We start from the raw sequence: 16,993 nt of genomic DNA on the forward strand, positions 1-16,993 counted from the left end.
ACCCGGGCGATGTGCGTTCCGGTGCGGGGGGGGGGGCGCCAGCCGTGGGGGGCCACCGGCCCGCACAAACCCCCGGGTGTGGGCGCGCGGTGGGCCCGCGAAAGGGCCGCAAAGCAGCCACAGGAAACCTCAATGCATGAAGAACCAGATCAGGATGATCACCGGAATCGGTACCCCTATCATCCACAGCAGTATCGAGCGCATGGCCTTTCTCCTGTTGGTTGGTAACAAGACAAGTGCAGCGCACGTGCCAGCCTGATCAGAAATTCGGTCCTATGTGAATCAACGGGTTAACCGGCGAACCGCTTGGCAAAACCGTGCAAATTGCCGGATCCCTGGCCTTGCACCAGGGTGTTCTGCAATGCACTATCAAGCCCATGACCGCCACCATCCTCCCCGACGGCCCAGCGCAAACCCCGCTCACGGCCGACACCGTCCTGCGCTACCACTTATGCTGGAAGCACCGTGACCTCGACGGCGTCATGGCGCTGTACCACCCGGACATCCAGTACCACGACTTCTTCCAGAACCGCGTGTTAGGCCTCGATGAGCTGCGCGACTACGTGCGCGCCTCCCTGCCCCACCAGGCCGGCGAAGACATCGTGCACAGCGACCGCATCCGCGTGGACGGCTGCACGGCGTTCATCCAGTACCAAGTCACGGTCCAAGGCGGTGAGGGGCTGGTGGCGTTCCAGGCCAGCGAGGCGATCACCGTCAAAGACGGGCTGATCTGGCGCATCAACGAATACGCCACCCTGGTGCGTCGTGACGCCCAGGGCGCCAGCCGTGCCAACCCGCGCCCAGCCACCAGTCGCCTGGGCCTGTCACCCCGCCAGCTCTCCACCATGGCCCAGGACCTGGAGCACTACTTCCAGCGCCAGCGCCCCTATCTGGACCCGGAGCTGGACCTGCAACAGGTCGCCGACCACAGCGGCTACAGCCGCAACCAAATCTCCTATCTGCTCAACCAGGTGCTGGGCCAGAGCTTCTACCGCTACGTCAACCAGGCCCGCCTGCAACACCTGCTGGCCAGCCTAGACGCCCAGGACGCCGCAGCCCCGGTCGACGACCTGGCCTTCGCCGCGGGTTTCAATTCGCTGTCGGCGTTCTACAAGTGTTTCCGCGAACACACCGGCTTGTCGCCCAAGGCCTATGTGAAGCAGATTTCCCTGCGTGCACGCACGTAAGACAACCTTCCCCACACGCCTCTAGGATCGCCCCAGACCTTTACGGATGTGGAGCGCAACCCGATGCAAGCCTGGCGTACGATCAGCCTCTGGATGGACCAGCTCGAGGAGCCACTCTGCGCCCGCCCGGCGCTGGGCCAGAACCTGGAAGTGGACGTGTGCATCATCGGCGCCGGCTACACCGGCCTGTGGACTGCCTACTACCTCAAGCGCCAGGCGCCGCACCTGAACGTCGTGGTGATCGACGCCAACATCGCAGGCTTCGGCGCCTCGGGCCGCAACGGCGGCTGGCTGATGGGCAACCTGCTCGGCGAGGACCGGATGCTCGCCAGCCTCTCGCCGCAGCAGCGTCGCGCCAGCACCGACCTGCTGCATGGCATCCCCGACGAGGTCCACAGCGTCCTGCAACGCGAAGGCATCGACTGCGACTACCGCAAAGGCGGCGTGCTCTATTGCGCCGCCCGCTACCCGGAACAGGAACGCAGCCTGCGCGCCTACCTGGACGACCTCTATCGCCAAGGCATGAACGAAGACGACTACCGCTGGCTGGGGCCCGAGCAACTGGATGGCCAACTGCGGGTGAGCAATGCCTATGGCGCGATCTTCAGCCCGCACGTTGCCACCCTCCAGCCGGCCAAGCTCGCCCGTGGCCTGGCCCGTGCGGTCGAACGTCTGGGCGTACCGATTTATGAGAATACCCCGGCCATCGACTGGCGAACCGGCGAGGTGCGCACGCCCCAGGCGACGATCCGCAGCCAGTGGATCGTGCCAGCCGTGGAAGGCTATGCCGCCAGCCTGCCGCCCCTGGGCCGTCATCAGTTGCCGGTGCAGAGCCTGCTGGTGGCCACCGAGCCGCTGCCGGAATCGACCTGGGCACAGATCGGCCTGAACCACGGCCAGGCTTTCAGCGAAGGCAGCCGCCAGGTCACCTACGGCCAACGCACCGCCGACAATCGCCTGGTATTCGGTGCCCGCGGCGGCTACCGCTTCGGCGGCCGGCTGCGGGAAGACTTCAGCCTCACCGACAGCGAAATCGCCCTGCGCCGCTACCTGTTCGGCGACCTGTTCCCGCAGCTCAAGGACGTGCGCATCACCCATTCCTGGGGTGGCAACCTGGGCATGGCACGCCGCTTCCACCCGCACATGCTGTGCGACCGCCAGCGCGGCATTGCGCTGTCGGGTGGCTACGGCGGCGAAGGCGTCGGTGCCACCAACCTGGGCGGACGCACCCTGGCCGCGCTGATTCTCGACCAGCACAACGCCCTGACCGCACAGCCCTGGGTGTACGACAACCGCCCGCTGTGGAGCCTGGCCAGCTGGCCTCCCGAGCCCTGCCGCTGGCTGGGCTACAACGCGATCATCCGAAGCTTCGTGCACGAGGACCAGACCCTCGCCCAGCCCGGCAGCGCCCCCTGGCGACGCCGCCTGGCCAGCACGCTTGCCGACTTCATGGAAGGTTTCATGCGCTGATTCCCTTAAACCACTACACAGGATCCACGGTCATGAGCATCACCCAGTTCAAGCACACAGGCAGCGTCCCCCTGGAAAGCTCCACCCCTGTTGCCGTCCCGCTCGGTGAACCGGTCGCGGTCACGTCGGTGACCTGCGTCGAACGCAACGACGGCGTCGAAACCGGCATCTGGGAGTGCACCCCGGGACGCTGGCGGCGGCAGATCGTGCAGCAGGAGTTCTGCCACTTCATCAAGGGCCGCTGCACTTTCACCCCCGACGGTGGCGAACCCTTGCTCATCGAAGCCGGCGACGCCCTGATGCTGCCAGCCAACAGCACCGGCACCTGGGATATCCAGGAGACAGTGCGCAAGACCTACGTTTTGATTTTTTGATCCACCGATCGCCTGCCGCCCTTCGATAACAACAAGCAAAGAAAGGTATACCGGACATGCGCACCCTCCTGCTCGCCCCACTGATGCTCGCCACCTGCGTAGCCAACGCCGCCGACTCGGTGAAGATCTACAACTGGTCCAGCTACATCGCCCCCGACACCCTCAAACAGTTCCAGCAAGCCACCGGCATCCAGCCGACCTACGACGTGTTCGACAGCAACGAGACCCTCGACGGCAAGCTGATGACAGGCAATTCCGGCTACGACGTGGTGTTCCCCTCCAACCACTTCATGGCCCGGCAGATCCAGGGCAAAGCCCTCAAGCCACTGGACAAGAGCCAGTTGCCCAACTGGCACAACCTCAACCCGGTGTTGCTCAAGGCGCTGGAGGTGAACGACCCGGGCAATCGCTACGGTTTCCCCTACCTGTGGGGCAGCACTGGCATTGGTTACAACATCGACAAGGTCAAAGCGGTACTGGGCGACAATGCGCCGGTGGACTCCTGGGACCTGATCTTCAAGCCCGAGAACATTTCCAAACTCAAAAGCTGCGGCGTCGCCGTGCTGGACAATGGCCCGGAGCTGCTGCCGATCGCCCTGCACTACTTGGGCCTGCCACACCACAGTCAGAACCCGGCCGACTACGACAAAGCCAAGGCGCTGTTGATGCAGGTGCGCCCGTACATCAGCTACTTCCACTCCTCCAAGTACACCGGCGACCTGGCCAACGGTGACATCTGTGTGGTGGTGGGCTTCTCGGGGGATGTGTTGCAGGCGAAGAACCGCGCCGAAGAGGCGAACAATGGGGTGAAGGTGGGCTACTCGATACCCAAGGAAGGGGCGCCGCTGTGGTTCGACATGGTCGCCATGCCCGCCGACGCGCCGGACGAGAAAGCAGGCTATGCCTACATGAACTACCTCTTGCAGCCTGAGGTGATGGCCAACATCAGCGACTACGTGCAGTACGCCAATGGCAACGTCAAAGCCGACACCCTGGTGGACCCGAAACTCAAGGCCAACAGCATGATCTACCCGAGTGACGAGGTGCTGGGCAAGCTGTATGCCCTGGAGGCGATGCCGGCGAAGATCGACCGCATTCGTACGCGGATCTGGACCAGCATCAAGGCGGGGAACTGAGAACTGCTCGGGCCGCTTTGCGGCCGATCGCGGCACAAGGCCGCTCCTACAGGGGTATGCGATTGCCTGTAGGAGCGGCCTTGTGCCGCGATGGGAGGGCAACGCCCTCCCCTACGATCAATGGTGCTCGCGCGTCGCGCGGAACTGGACGTCCGGCCAGCGCTCTTCCATCAGCGACAAGTTGACCCGGGTCGGCGCCAGGTAGGTCAGGTGACCGCCACCGTCGATGGCCAGGTTCTCCATGGCCTTGTTCTGGAATTCCTCAAGCTTCTTCTTGTCGTCGCAGCTGATCCAGCGTGCCGACCAGACAGTGATGGGCTCGTATGCGCATTCGACCTTGTATTCTTCCTTCAGGCGGCTGGCGACCACATCGAACTGCAGCACACCCACGGCGCCGAGGATGATGTCGTTGCTGCGCTCGGGGAAGAACACCTGGGTCGCGCCCTCTTCGGCCAGCTGCTGCAGGCCCTGACGCAGTTGCTTGGACTTGAGCGGGTCCTTCAGGCGCACGCGGCGGAACAGTTCCGGGGCGAAGTGCGGAATGCCCGTGAAGCCCAGCGCCTCGCCTTCGGTGAAGGTGTCGCCGATCTGGATGGTGCCGTGGTTGTGCAGGCCGATGATGTCGCCGGCATAGGCTTCTTCGAGCTGTTCACGCTCGGAGGAGAAGAACGTCAGCGCATCGCCGATACGCAGGTCCTTGCCCAAACGCACATGGCGCATCTTCATGCCTTTTTCGTACTTGCCCGAGCAGATCCGCATGAAGGCGATGCGGTCGCGGTGTTTCGGGTCCATGTTCGCCTGGATCTTGAACACGAAGCCGGTGAACTTCTCTTCCACAGGCTCGACGGTGCGCTCGTGGGCAACGCGACCCAGCGGGCGCGGTGCCCAATCGACGACCGCATCGAGCACATGGTCGACACCGAAGTTACCAAGGGCAGTACCGAAGAACACCGGGGTCAACTGACCGTTGATGAACTCGTCCTGGTTGAACTCATGGCAGGCGCCCTGCACCAGCTCCAATTGCTCGACGAACGAATCGTACTGGTCGCCCAGGTGCGCACGGGCCTCGTCGGAGTCCAGCTTCCGGATGATCTTGGCTTCGGTGCGCTCATGGCCGTGGCCCGGGGTATAGACCACGATGTAGTCGCCGGTCAGGTGGTACACACCCTTGAAATCGCGGTAGCAACCGATCGGCCAGGTGATCGGCGCAGCCTTGATCTTCAGGACCGCCTCGATCTCGTCGAGCAGCTCGATCGGGTCGCGGATGTCGCGGTCGAGTTTGTTGATGAAGCTGACGATCGGCGTGTCGCGCAGGCGGCAGACGTCCATCAGGGCGATGGTCCGCGGCTCTACACCTTTACCGCCGTCGAGCACCATCAGCGCCGAGTCCACCGCGGTCAGGGTGCGGTAGGTGTCTTCGGAGAAGTCCTCGTGGCCGGGGGTATCGAGCAGGTTGATCATGTGCTCGCGGTAGGGGAACTGCATCACCGAGGTGGTGATGGAGATGCCGCGCTGCTTCTCCATTTCCATCCAGTCGGAGGTGGCGTGGCGGTCGGACTTGCGCGACTTCACGGTACCGGCGACGGCAATGGCCTTGCCCATCAGCAGGAGCTTCTCGGTGATGGTGGTCTTACCGGCGTCGGGGTGGGAAATGATGGCGAAAGTGCGGCGCTTCGCGACTTCGGCGGCCTGGTTGGTCATGGGAAATCGCCTGACGTGGGATCAAAAAGGGGCAGTATCATACCCGATGTCGAAGCAAGGGCCAAAATCCGCCTGGCCCCTTGGGCCTATCAGCGATGAATCTTGCGAAGCGTCGGTGCCTCAGAGAAACCTTCAAGCGTGACCGGTGCATGTCCAGGCATATGTGCTACAAGCTCAAGTGTTCCGCCAAGAGCCTCGACATAGCCACGCAAGGTAGAAATCAGCATATCGCCGCGGTTTTCGAGCTTCGAGACAGTGGCTTGTCGGATCTCCAAACGTTCCGCCATACCCTCCTGAGTGAATTCAAGCTGCTGGCGCAACGCTTTTAACGTTGCATGCTCTCGAATCAATTGGTGGCCAAGCGCCTCACCCCGTGCTCTGCGCTCGGGCGACAAACGCTCCATGACCTCGTCAAGTGTCTTGGACATTTTCCTCTCCTTTGGACAAATGGTTGTCCAGGCGATCATCGGCCAGCCTGCACGAACTCCGTACAAAATCTGATGGACCAAGACAATAAAATGCCCTCAGAGGAATATTCCCTCAAGCGACTATTCGGAAAAATTGCCAGCCATAGTCACCTTACGGCAAGCCGCCGAATAGCAGGTACTTCAACGCCTAGACGTACTATCCACGATTTTTTATCGCGCGAGATTTCCTACAAGCCAGTGATTAACACTGGCCAAACGCCGCTTCAGATGGGAACCTTTAACGCTATGGAGACGTCCACTCCCCCTGCAACCCGCCTCGGTTCAGGGCGGGTTTCATCTGCATTTCGGGCCCGACGGGGTTCGGCTCATGGCGTGACCGCGCTGCCTTCGCAGGGCGCCACGCTGCTACTCGCGACCACACTGCCCGCTGCCAGGAATGGCGCTCGCCACGGGAGTGTGATCGCCGACTACAAAGGAGTCCGCCTGTGGCTGAACGCTATGGCAAAGGGCTGTTGGGATGGGCCGCCGTGCTCGTCATCCTGGCCCTGCTGGTCCACTGGATCGGCATCGAGACCTTCGCGCGTTATCGCGAAGACCTTTGGTTCTACCTGCAAGCGCACCTGGTACTGGTGCTGGCTTCGATGGCGGCGGCGTTGGCCGTGGGCATCCCCGCCGGCATTGCCTTGAGTCGACCGCACAGGGTCGACAAGGCCGAGCGCTTCATGCAGTTGTTCAACGTTGGCAACACCATCCCTCCCCTGGCCGTCCTGGCCATTGCCCTGAGTGTCCTGGGCATCGGTGCAGGCCCTGCGATCTTCGCCCTGTTCCTCGCCTCCCTCCTGCCCATCGTGCGCAACACCTACGAAGGCCTGAAGAACGTCCCCGCCTCGCTCAAGGAAGCCGCCACCGGCATCGGCATGACCGCGCGCCAGCAACTCTGGCAGGTGGAACTGCCCAATGCCGTGCCGATCATCGTCGGCGGTGTGCGCGTGGCCCTGGCGCTGAACGTGGGCACCGCGCCACTGGCGTTCCTGATCGGCGCTAACAGCCTGGGCAGCCTGATCTTCCCCGGCATCGCCCTGAACAACCAGCCGCAACTGCTGCTGGGCGCGGCCTGCACGGCCTTGCTTGCACTGGTGCTCGATGCCGTGGTGAGCCTTTCCAGCAAACGCTGGCTGGAACGCGGCCTGGCTCAATAAAAGAGGGATCCGATGAACAAGAAAATCGCCTTGCTCCTGGGCGCGGCCATGCTGTTCGCAGGGCTCGCCCATGCAGCGGAAAAACCGCTGATTCGCATCGGGGCGCGAGTCTTCACCGAACAGACCGTGCTCGCCGAAATCACCGCCCAATACCTGCGCGCCAACGGCTACAACGTGCGCGTCACCGAGGGTCTGGGCAGCAACATCGCACGCCAGGCCCACGAAACCGGCCAGCTCGACCTGATGTGGGAGTACACCGGGGTTTCGCTGGTGTCCTACAACCACATTGACGAGCGCATGCCCAACGCCGAAGCCACCTATGCCAAGGTCAAAGCCCTGGATGCCAGGAAGGGACTGGTCTGGCTGACACCGTCGAAGTTCAGCAACACCTATGCCCTAGGCCTGCCTCAGGCCGTGGCCAAGGCCTACCCGCAGCTCACCACCATCAGCCAGTTACAGCAGGTGCTGCGCGACGAGCGTGAGCGCAACCACCTGGTGGCGCTGGACACTGAGTTCGCCAATCGCCCGGATGGCCTGGTGGGATTGCGCGAGCTGTACGACCTGCCGCTCGACCGGCGAAACATCCGCCAGATGGACGGCGGCCTGGTCTATACCGCCATGCGCAACAACCAGGTCTTCGCCGGGCTGGTGTACACCACCGACGGGCGCCTGAACGCGTTCAACCTCACGTTGCTCGAAGACGACAAGCATTACTTCCCTGACTACACCGCTGCCCCCGTGGTGCGCCAGCAGACACTCGATGCCAACCCGCAACTGGCTGCTCAGCTCAAGCCGCTGGCCGAGCTGCTCGACGACCAGACCATGCGTGCACTCAATGCCAAGGTCGATGTCGAGCACCAGAGCCCGACCACCGTGGCCGCGGCATTCCTGCGCGAGCACCCGATCAGTGAGGTACAGCCATGAACCTGCTCGATACATTCACCCACCTGGACTGGGCCCAGGTCCTGCATCTGACCGGTCAGCACATCACCCTGGTGGGCGTGGCCGTGGGCCTGGCGATCCTGGTCGGCGTGCCCTTGGGGATCTTGATGACCCGTTTCCCGTCCCTGGCCGGCCCCCTGCAGGCCAGTGCCACGGTGCTGCTGACCGTCCCGTCGATCGCCCTGTTCGGCCTGCTGCTGCCGTTCTATTCCAAGTTTGGCCAGGGCCTGGGGCCATTGCCGGCGATCACTGCGGTGTTCCTCTATTCGCTGCTGCCGATCCTGCGCAATACCTACCTGGCGCTGACCAATGTCGAGCCCGGCATCCGTGAAGCGGCGCGCGGCATCGGCATGACCTTCGGCCAGCGCCTGCGCATGGTCGAGCTGCCCATCGCCGTGCCGGTGATCCTCGCCGGCGTGCGCACTGCCGTGGTGATGAACATCGGCGTGATGACCATCGCCGCCACCATCGGAGCCGGCGGCCTGGGTGTGCTCATCCTCACCTCCATCAGCCGCAGCGACATGTCCATGCTGCTGGTCGGCGCCGTGCTGGTCAGCCTGCTGGCGATCATCGCCGACCTGCTTCTGCAAACCCTGCAACGTGCCCTGACTCCAGAAGGACTGCGCCCATGATCGAACTGAAGAACCTCAGCAAGACCTTCAACGTCAACGGCAAGGACGTCAAAGCCGTCGACGCGGTCAGCCTCACCGTCAACGAAGGCGAAATCTGCGTGTTCCTCGGCCCTTCGGGCTGCGGCAAGAGCACCACCCTGAAAATGATCAACCGCCTGATCACACCGACCAGCGGCCAGGTATTCATCAATGGCGAGGACACCAGTGCCCTGGACGAGGTGACCCTGCGTCGCCACATCGGCTACGTGATCCAGCAGATCGGCCTGTTCCCCAACATGACCATCGAGGAAAACATCACGGTTGTCCCGCGCCTGCTGGGCTGGGACAAGCAAAAATGCCACGAGCGTGCCCGCGAGCTGATGCACATGATCAAGCTCGAGCCCAAGCAGTACCTGCAGCGTTACCCACGTGAACTTTCAGGTGGCCAGCAGCAGCGGATCGGCGTGATCCGCGCCTTGGCCGCGGAGGCACCGGTGCTGCTGATGGACGAACCCTTCGGCGCGGTCGACCCGATCAACCGCGAGATGATCCAGAACGAGTTCTTCGAGATGCAACGGGCGCTGGACAAGACCGTGATCATGGTCAGCCATGACATCGACGAAGCGATCAAGCTGGGCGACAAGATCGCCATCTTCCGCGCCGGCAAACTGCTGCAGCTCGACCATCCAGACACCTTGCTGGCCCATCCGGTGGATGACTTCGTGAGCAATTTCGTCGGCCAGGACAGCACCTTGAAGCGCCTGCTGCTGGTGCGTGCAGAGGATGCCGCAGACAACGCCCCGTCCCTCGACCCCGAGACGCCTGTGGCCGATGCACTGGAGCTGATGGACGAACACGACCGCCGCTATGTGGTGGTCACCGATGCGCAGAACCGAGCATTGGGGTATGTGCGTCGACGCGACCTGCATCGTCAGCAGGGGAACTGTGGCGATTTCCTGCGCCCGTTCAACGCCACCGCGGCCCACGACGAACACCTGCGCATCCTCCTGTCGCGGATGTACGAGTTCAATCGTGCGTGGTTGCCGGTGCTCGATGCCGAGCAGGTGTTCCTGGGCGAGGTGACCCAGGAGTCCATTGCGGCCTACCTGAGCTCGGGGCGTTCGCGTGGTGGCAAGACCAGTATCGTTTCGCCAGCCGAAGCGGTGATCTCCTAAGGCACGTGTCGACCTCTTCGCGGGTGAACCCGCTCCCACCTGGTCCGAGGTGAATCCTGGACTGTCCCCAAGGGTTGGATTGGTGTCCAACTTCTTGGGGGCAGTCCATCCTGTGGGTTTACCCGCGAACCAGGCTACGCCGATATCAGAACCCTACACTGGCCTGCACATAGAAGGTGCGTGGTTCACCCACATAGAGCCCGGCATTGTTGTCGCTGGAGCGGGTGTAGTACTGCTTGTCGAAGAGGTTCTTCACCCCCGCCGCCAGCTTCAGGTTCGACAGCTGCGATCCGAAGTCATACCCGCCACGCACATGCCAGGTCACATAACCCGGAATGTCGCCGAACCGTCCATCGGCACTCGGCTCTGTGATGTAGTTGCCGTTGAACTGGCCACTGGTGATCCCCGTGCCTGGCGAGCGCTGCTTGGATTGGGCATAGGCATCCAGGTTCCAGGTCCAGCGGTTCATCTCATAGCGCAGCCCCGCCGTGGCCACCTGGCGGGAGTAGAACGGCAGGTCGCGCCCCTTGAAGCCCGGGATCTCGCCTTCGTAGGTGGCGCGGGTATAGGTGTAGCCGGCATTGGCCGTCAGGCCTTGCAGGCGCGCGTCCAGCCCGGACAGGTCATAGCGCACGGCGGCTTCGATGCCCTGGTGCTTGGTCGCTCCCAGGTTGGTCCAGCCCACCTCGTTGCTGATGTATTGCAGCTCGTCGTCGAAGTCGATGTAGAACGCGGTCAGCTCGCCTGCGAAATGGCCATCGTCATAACGCGTACCGATCTCGTAGGTCTTGGCTTTCTCTGGCTCCAGGCCATTTGCGGTACTGTCGCCTTTACCGCCCTGCCCGAGCTGGAAGTACTGCAGGCTGCCGAAGGAGGTCTCGTAGTTGGCGAACAGCTTCCAGGCATCGGACAGGTGATACATTACGCTCAACGCTGGCAGCGGTTCGTTGCTGGTGACGCTGCGGTTTTTCTCAGGGACTCGCTGGTAGTCTTCATCCAGGACCGGGCGGTCGCGCCAGTCGGTATTGATGTGTTCGAAGCGAATGCCGGGGGTGATGGTCCAGTTGCCGACGTCGATCTTGTCGTCGATGTAGTAGGCACTGGCTTCGGTGCCCCCGCTGCGGTCCTGGATGACATGGCCGTCGGAGCCCGGAACTGGCGTCGGCACGTTGTCGACCAGCGCCAGTTGCGAGGACTGCTCGCGCATGGCTTCCTTCAGGTAGCGGTAGCCGACACTCACTTCCTGGGTGGTAGGCCCGGCGAAGAAGATCCGCGACAGGCGCGGCTCGATAGCGAAGGTGTGATAGTTGCGCGGGTACGACGACAGGGTCTGCAGGGTGCGGTCGGCGATGGAGCTGCCGCGGAAGCTGTCGGTGTAGTAGGTCAGCACCTCGAACTGGGTGGCATCGTCGAGTTGGCGCTGCCACTTGAACGACACGTCCTTGCGACGGCCAGCGAAGTAGTCGTAGTCGCGTACCGACTGGAAGGGGTCATGGTCGAACTGCGCCTGGGTCAGGCCACCGGGCATGTCGGCGCGGCCATCGTAGTAATGGAAGTTGAGCCAGAACTCATCGCTGTCGGTAGGCGCCCAGTGGGTCTTGAGGATGACGTCGTCGATGTCGTTGCCATTGTTACTGCTGCGGTAGCCATTGCCGTTCACGCCGGTATACAGCAATGCCACGCCCATGCCGTTGTCAGCGGTGCCGCCGACGAATGCCGACTCGGTGTGCTTCCAGCCGCCATGGCGAGAGGTTTCCAACGTGGTGGACAACTCGCCCGCGGCTTTCTCCGGAATGGCACGGGTGACGAAGTTGATCACCCCGCCGACGTTTTGCGGGCCATAGCGCACGGAGCCAGCGCCGCGAACCACATCGATGCTGTCGAGATTGCCGGAAGAGATCGGCGCCATGGAAAGCTGGGGCTGGCCATAGGGGGCGAAGGCGGCGGGAATGCCATCGATCAACACGGTCGAGCGTGGCGACAGCCGCGATGTCAGGCCGCGTACACCCACGTTGAGCGACAGGTCGCTGCCGCCGGTGCCGTTGGAATCCTGAACCTGCACACCGGGGATACCACGCAGCACGTCGCGCACGTTCATCGCTCCCTTTTCCACCATGGCTTCGCGGCGCACCACGGTGCGGGCGCCAGGATGGTTTTGCACCACGCTCTGCTGGGCATCACCCAGCCAGTCGCCGACCACTTTGACGTCGGTAGGCGCCAGCTCAAGGCTGCCGGTAGTCAGCGTGCCAGCACTCTCGGCCGGCTTGACCACCACGGTGCCTTGGAACATTTCATAGGTCAGCCCACTGCCCTGTAGCAATTGTTGCAGCGCCTGCTCCGGCGCAAGCGTGCCCGACACCGCCGGGGCCTGCTTGCCCGCCACCAGTTCAGGGCTGAAGAACAATTGCAGGTTGGTCTGTTGCCCCAACTGGCTCAAGGCCGAAGCCAGGGGCTGGGCCTGGATCTGGATCGTCGCTGGCGCTTGTTCGGCGTAGGCATTGGCCGTGGCGGCGCTGATCGCCAGGGCCAGCGCGAGGGAAGGCAAACGCAGGAAGGGCTTGTTGTTGTTCACGTCGTCGAAGAATCCTGAAAGTCGGGATGAACGCCAACCACACGCAAATGGAAATGCTTGGCAGTTGCAGCTGGCGAGGAAGACGAACGAGTGAAAAAAAACCTGAATCTATTTCGCGATAATTTCGCTGGAGCCGTCGCCGTGGGTCTTGATGGCGACCGGCAGGATGCTCGGCAGGGCGCGCAACAGCGCGTCGGTGTCGTCGACATTGAAGGTGCTGGACAGGCGCAGGCCCGCCACCTTGCCAGGGGCGACGCGCAGGGGGTGGGTACGATAGCGGGACACTTCGGCCACCACCTCGGCCAAGGTGGCGTTGTCGAACACTAGCTTGCCGTGACGCCAGGCTGTCATGACAGCCGCATTCACAGGGTAAGGCGCCGCAACCTGGCCTTGCGGATCGATATGCGCGCCGAGGCCTGCGGTGAGCTGCGCCGAGGGCCCCGCAGCGCCCTCCACCTTCACGGAGCCCTGTTCTACAGCCACCCGGGTGTGCCCGGGATCCAGGCGCACATCGAACCGGGTTCCGGTCACGGTGACGCGCCCCTGGGCGGTGTCGACCACGAACGGCCGTGCACTGTCGTGGGCGACGCTGAACATCACTTCGCCCGCCTCGAGCACGATCTGCCGCTGCCCGGCACTGAACCTCACGCTCAGGCGGGTCGCGCCATTGAGCTGCAGTTGCGAGCCATCCGGCAGCTCGACGTCACGACGTTCGCCCAGGGCGGTCTGCAGGTCTTCGCGATGGTTTTCGCGCGTGTATTGCCAGCCACGCCAGCCCAGCCCAAGGGCGGCTGCGCACACACCCGCTGCCAGGGCCTGCTGCAGGAAGCGCCGACGGGGCAACTGCCGCACAGGCTCAGGCACGCACAACGCCTCCAGGCGTTGGGGCGGGATGTGGTCAGCGGCCTGCCACAAGCGCTCGAGCAGGTCGTACTCCTCACGATGGCGGGAATCGGCCTGCAGCCACTGATGCAAACGCGCCTGCAGCCCGGCATCATCCGGCGCATCCTGGATACGCGCGAACCATTCGGCCGCCTGCTCGCGCACGTCTTCGGCACCGGGCTGTTTCATGCAAAGGGTCTCCTGACTCATCGGGTGGACACATCCAGGTGCTCACGCAGATGCCGGAGCGTGCGGATCATATACTTTTCGACCATGTTCTTGCTCAGCCCCATGCGCGCGGCGATCTCCGCCTGGGTCAGCCCTTCGAGCTTCTGCCAGACGAACACCTGCCGGCAATTGATCGGCAACTCGGCCAGGGCGCGCTCGACCCTATCGGCCAGTTCCAGGGCGTGCACATAGGCTTCCGGATCACCATTGCCTGCGGCGCCATCGTCGAGCATTTCCTCTTCCATGGCCTGGCGCCGGTCCTCACGACGGTAACCGTCCACGGCGATGTTGCGGGCGGTCTGATGCAGGTACGCACGCGGCTGCTCGATGACCTCGCGCGGGTTTTCCAGCACGCGCACGAAAGCGTCATGGGCGAGGTCCTCGGCCTGTGGACGGTTGCGCAGCTTGCGCGTCCAGGTGCCGATCAGCTCGTGATAGTGATCGAGGAAGCCTTTGTGTCCTGACATGGTCGAGGCCATCTAGAGGAGCGATACGAGGTCGCGAATAGTAATGCTTCTCATAAACGACGGCAAATCACGATGACGAGAGCCGACCAAGGGCTTGGTAACAAAAAATTTATCGGTATTTCAGCCGATCTGGCCTGTCGCTCAGGTGGCCATAAATATGAACACTTTGGCGCCGCTGATCTGTTGAACCCCGCCCCTCACCCAGCGCCGAGCGAACACCATGGCGTCGTTTTCGGGGGCTTGCCTGTGAAGGGGGCGGCGGGGTCCATTCCACAATTTTTTACGCTTGGGAACATCAGCCGTTCACACAGGTCGGTTATTCCAGTGGCAGGTGGCCAAATCGCGACGAACGTGCCGGGATTGCCTGTTGATTCTGCATTCCTCACGCCCTAAAGTGCGCGCCGAACGTCCATGCTGGAAACGATCCATCCGGCTCAAGTACTGACGACGAGACAGCAAGGTCACCCGCCGCTCCGCTTCACGGGCACGGTTGACCTTTTTGCTTTCGGCGACATGCCTTGGGAAGTAGGCGAACCAAAGTGGGGATACGGAGGACGTTCAGTTTGCGCCACTTAATTTTTCAGTTTGCCCATGGAGTCCCTCAGCATGTCGATCCAGGTCGAAGACTATTTCGCGCGTGACACCTTCCAGAAGATGAAGGCGTTCGCCGACAAGCAGGAAACCCCGTTCGTACTCATCGACACCCAGATGATCAGCCAGGCCTATGACGACCTGCGTGCAGGCTTCGAATTCGCCAAGGTCTATTACGCCGTCAAGGCCAACCCGGCGGTCGAGATCATCGACTTGCTCAAGGAAAAAGGCTCGAGCTTCGACATCGCCTCGATCTACGAGCTGGATAAAGTGCTGGGCCGTGGCGTCACCGCCGACCGCATCAGCTACGGCAACACCATCAAGAAATCCAAGGACATCCGCTACTTCTACGAGAAGGGTGTGCGCCTGTATGCCACCGACTCCGAAGCGGACCTGCGCAACATCGCCAAGGCCGCACCGGGCTCGAAAGTCTATGTGCGCATCCTCACCGAAGGCTCCACCACCGCCGACTGGCCGCTGTCGCGCAAGTTCGGCTGCCAGACCGACATGGCCATGGACCTGCTGATCCTGGCCCGCGACCTGGGCCTGGTGCCGTACGGCATTTCCTTCCACGTGGGCTCCCAGCAGCGCGACATCAGCGTCTGGGACGCAGCCATCGCCAAGGTCAAGGTGATCTTCGAGCGTCTGAAAGAAGAAGACGGCATCGAGCTCAAGCTGATCAACATGGGCGGCGGCTTCCCGGCCAACTACATCACCCGCACCAACAGCCTCGAGACCTACGCCGAGGAAATCATCCGCTTCCTCAAGGAAGACTTCGGTGACGATCTGCCGGAAATCATCCTCGAGCCAGGCCGCTCGCTGATCGCCAACGCCGGCATCCTGGTCAGCGAAGTGGTGCTGGTGGCGCGTAAATCGCGCACTGCCGTCGAGCGCTGGATCTACACCGACGTGGGCAAGTTCTCCGGCCTGATCGAAACCATGGACGAGTCGATCAAGTTCCCGATCTGGACCGAGAAGAAAGGCGAGACCGAAGAAGTGGTCATCGCCGGCCCTACCTGCGACAGCGCCGACATCATGTACGAGCACTACAAGTACGGCCTGCCGCTGAACCTGGCCATCGGTGACCGCCTCTACTGGCTGTCCACCGGCGCCTACACCACCAGCTACAGCGCGGTGGAGTTCAACGGCTTCCCGCCGCTGAAGGCGTACTACCTGTAATGCACGACGGGGCCGCAAGGCCCCGTTTTCATGTGTGAGTCATCAAGAGGCCTAGAGAAACCTGCGGGTTTACCTGCGAAAGAGCCGGCACAGACGCCCTCACTGCCGGCGTTTTTGCAGTTCTTCGGCATACCGAGCGGCAAACGTCATCAGCATCGGCCCGGCCTGCTGCAAGGTCACCAAGGCACTGTTCAGAAAATTCAGGTTCCCCTCGATCCGCGCCCGCTCCAGCCAAGGCTGCGCCTCGGCCAATTGCCCGCGCTCGACGAGCACCATCGCCAGGCTGAACATGCCGCGAAAATCCCCCGCCTCGGCCGAACGACGATACCAACGCACCGCGCGCGCCGGACTGGCCGCGGTGGCGATCCCCTGCTCCAGATAACGGCCATACAGGTTCATCGACTTGGCGTGCCCCAGGTGCGCGGCCTTTTCGTAGCAGCTCAACGCACGCGCCTGGTCCACGGCGACACCGCGGCCGGTGGCCAGCAGGTTGGCGTAGTTGTACAGCCCCCAATCCAGCCCAGCGTCGGCAGCCTGGCGATAGTGCGCAGCGGCCATGGCCAGGTTGGGCTCCCCGCCCCAGCCATGCTCCAGGCAGCGCCCCAGCATGTTGTGTCCCATGGCGCTACCGCCTTGGGCCGCAATGCCAAACCACTGCCGCGCCAGCACCCGATCCTGCTCGATACCGCGTCCATCCAGCAGAATCTGCCCGAGCAGCAATTGCGCCTCGACCGCCCCCCTTCCCGCCGCTGCCAGGATGGCTTGGGCCGCCGTGCCGGGACTCTGTTCGAGCATGGCCTGCAGGCCTGCGATATCGACGACGTCCTCACGACGCAACTGATACGACACGG

Annotated in this window: 16 protein-coding genes; 10 read left to right on the plus strand and 6 right to left on the minus strand. The window is 62.9% G+C overall.

What is annotated here, in order from left to right; all coding sequences use genetic code 11:
- Positions 1–136: 136 nt before the first annotated feature.
- The 5 genes from ACNFCH_RS05260 (at position 137) to ACNFCH_RS05280 (ending at position 4,167) form a co-directional block, all read left to right on the plus strand.
- Positions 137–259 carry a hypothetical protein gene (locus ACNFCH_RS05260; RefSeq protein ID WP_337158015.1) on the plus strand — a complete coding sequence of 41 codons (123 nt, stop codon included), beginning with the start codon at positions 137–139 and terminating at the stop codon, positions 257–259.
- Positions 260–377: 118 nt separating this feature from the next.
- Complete coding sequence (locus tag ACNFCH_RS05265; protein ID WP_337158039.1) at positions 378–1,187, plus strand: nuclear transport factor 2 family protein; 810 nt, start codon at positions 378–380, stop codon at positions 1,185–1,187.
- 63 nt (positions 1,188–1,250) lie between these two features.
- Positions 1,251–2,657, plus strand: a complete 1,407-nt coding sequence (locus ACNFCH_RS05270) for an NAD(P)/FAD-dependent oxidoreductase (protein WP_416742392.1) — start codon at positions 1,251–1,253, stop codon at positions 2,655–2,657.
- Between the two features lie 32 nt (positions 2,658–2,689).
- Positions 2,690–3,031 (plus strand): cupin domain-containing protein, encoded by a 342-nt coding sequence (locus ACNFCH_RS05275; RefSeq protein WP_337158013.1) that lies wholly within the window; start codon positions 2,690–2,692, stop codon positions 3,029–3,031.
- 56 nt (positions 3,032–3,087) lie between these two features.
- Positions 3,088–4,167, plus strand: coding sequence for a polyamine ABC transporter substrate-binding protein (locus tag ACNFCH_RS05280; protein ID WP_337158011.1), 1,080 nt, complete (start codon positions 3,088–3,090; stop codon positions 4,165–4,167).
- Between the two features lie 117 nt (positions 4,168–4,284).
- Here the strand turns inward: ACNFCH_RS05280 and ACNFCH_RS05285 are convergent, their stop codons facing one another.
- A complete protein-coding gene (locus ACNFCH_RS05285) occupies positions 4,285–5,868 on the minus strand; it encodes a peptide chain release factor 3 (RefSeq protein ID WP_337158009.1) in 1,584 nt (527 codons plus the stop codon).
- Between the two features lie 89 nt (positions 5,869–5,957).
- Complete coding sequence (locus ACNFCH_RS05290) at positions 5,958–6,296, minus strand: helix-turn-helix domain-containing protein (RefSeq protein ID WP_337158007.1); 339 nt, start codon at positions 6,294–6,296, stop codon at positions 5,958–5,960.
- A gap of 485 nt (positions 6,297–6,781) precedes the next feature.
- Here ACNFCH_RS05290 and ACNFCH_RS05295 point away from each other — a divergent pair, with 485 nt between their 5' ends.
- Genes ACNFCH_RS05295 through ACNFCH_RS05310 form a run of 4 tightly spaced genes read left to right on the plus strand, consistent with a single transcriptional unit; the run spans position 6,782 to position 10,223 of the window.
- Positions 6,782–7,495: an ABC transporter permease gene (locus tag ACNFCH_RS05295; protein ID WP_323114494.1), complete on the plus strand. Its 714-nt coding sequence runs from the start codon at positions 6,782–6,784 to the stop codon at positions 7,493–7,495.
- Positions 7,496–7,507: 12 nt separating this feature from the next.
- Positions 7,508–8,419 carry a glycine betaine ABC transporter substrate-binding protein gene (locus ACNFCH_RS05300; RefSeq protein WP_416742393.1) on the plus strand — a complete coding sequence of 304 codons (912 nt, stop codon included), beginning with the start codon at positions 7,508–7,510 and terminating at the stop codon, positions 8,417–8,419.
- Entirely contained in the window at positions 8,416–9,069 is a 654-nt protein-coding gene (locus ACNFCH_RS05305; RefSeq protein WP_337158001.1) for an ABC transporter permease, read from the plus strand. The genes ACNFCH_RS05300 and ACNFCH_RS05305 overlap by 4 nt, the downstream gene beginning before the upstream one ends.
- Positions 9,066–10,223 carry a betaine/proline/choline family ABC transporter ATP-binding protein gene (locus tag ACNFCH_RS05310; protein ID WP_337158000.1) on the plus strand — a complete coding sequence of 386 codons (1,158 nt, stop codon included), beginning with the start codon at positions 9,066–9,068 and terminating at the stop codon, positions 10,221–10,223. The genes ACNFCH_RS05305 and ACNFCH_RS05310 overlap by 4 nt, the downstream gene beginning before the upstream one ends.
- A gap of 145 nt (positions 10,224–10,368) precedes the next feature.
- Here ACNFCH_RS05310 and ACNFCH_RS05315 read toward each other — a convergent pair whose 3' ends face one another.
- From ACNFCH_RS05315 to ACNFCH_RS05325, 3 genes are all read right to left on the minus strand, one after another.
- Entirely contained in the window at positions 10,369–12,795 is a 2,427-nt protein-coding gene (locus ACNFCH_RS05315) for a TonB-dependent siderophore receptor (RefSeq protein WP_337157998.1), read from the minus strand.
- Between the two features lie 108 nt (positions 12,796–12,903).
- Positions 12,904–13,866 carry a FecR family protein gene (locus ACNFCH_RS05320; RefSeq protein WP_416742394.1) on the minus strand — a complete coding sequence of 321 codons (963 nt, stop codon included), beginning with the start codon at positions 13,864–13,866 and terminating at the stop codon, positions 12,904–12,906.
- Between the two features lie 17 nt (positions 13,867–13,883).
- A complete protein-coding gene (locus ACNFCH_RS05325) occupies positions 13,884–14,384 on the minus strand; it encodes an RNA polymerase sigma factor (RefSeq protein ID WP_196163702.1) in 501 nt (166 codons plus the stop codon).
- Between the two features lie 594 nt (positions 14,385–14,978).
- Here ACNFCH_RS05325 and ACNFCH_RS05330 point away from each other — a divergent pair.
- Entirely contained in the window at positions 14,979–16,142 is a 1,164-nt protein-coding gene (locus ACNFCH_RS05330) for a type III PLP-dependent enzyme (protein ID WP_043208127.1), read from the plus strand.
- 99 nt (positions 16,143–16,241) lie between these two features.
- Here ACNFCH_RS05330 and ACNFCH_RS05335 read toward each other — a convergent pair whose 3' ends face one another.
- On the minus strand, positions 16,242–16,991 hold the full coding sequence (locus ACNFCH_RS05335) for a tetratricopeptide repeat protein (RefSeq protein WP_337157991.1): 750 nt from the start codon (positions 16,989–16,991) through the stop codon (positions 16,242–16,244).
- Positions 16,992–16,993 lie beyond the last annotated feature (2 nt).

The sequence above is a fragment of the Pseudomonas sp. NY15354 genome (assembly GCF_048068075.1).
Taxonomy (GTDB): Bacteria; Pseudomonadota; Gammaproteobacteria; order Pseudomonadales; family Pseudomonadaceae; genus Aquipseudomonas; species Aquipseudomonas guariconensis_C.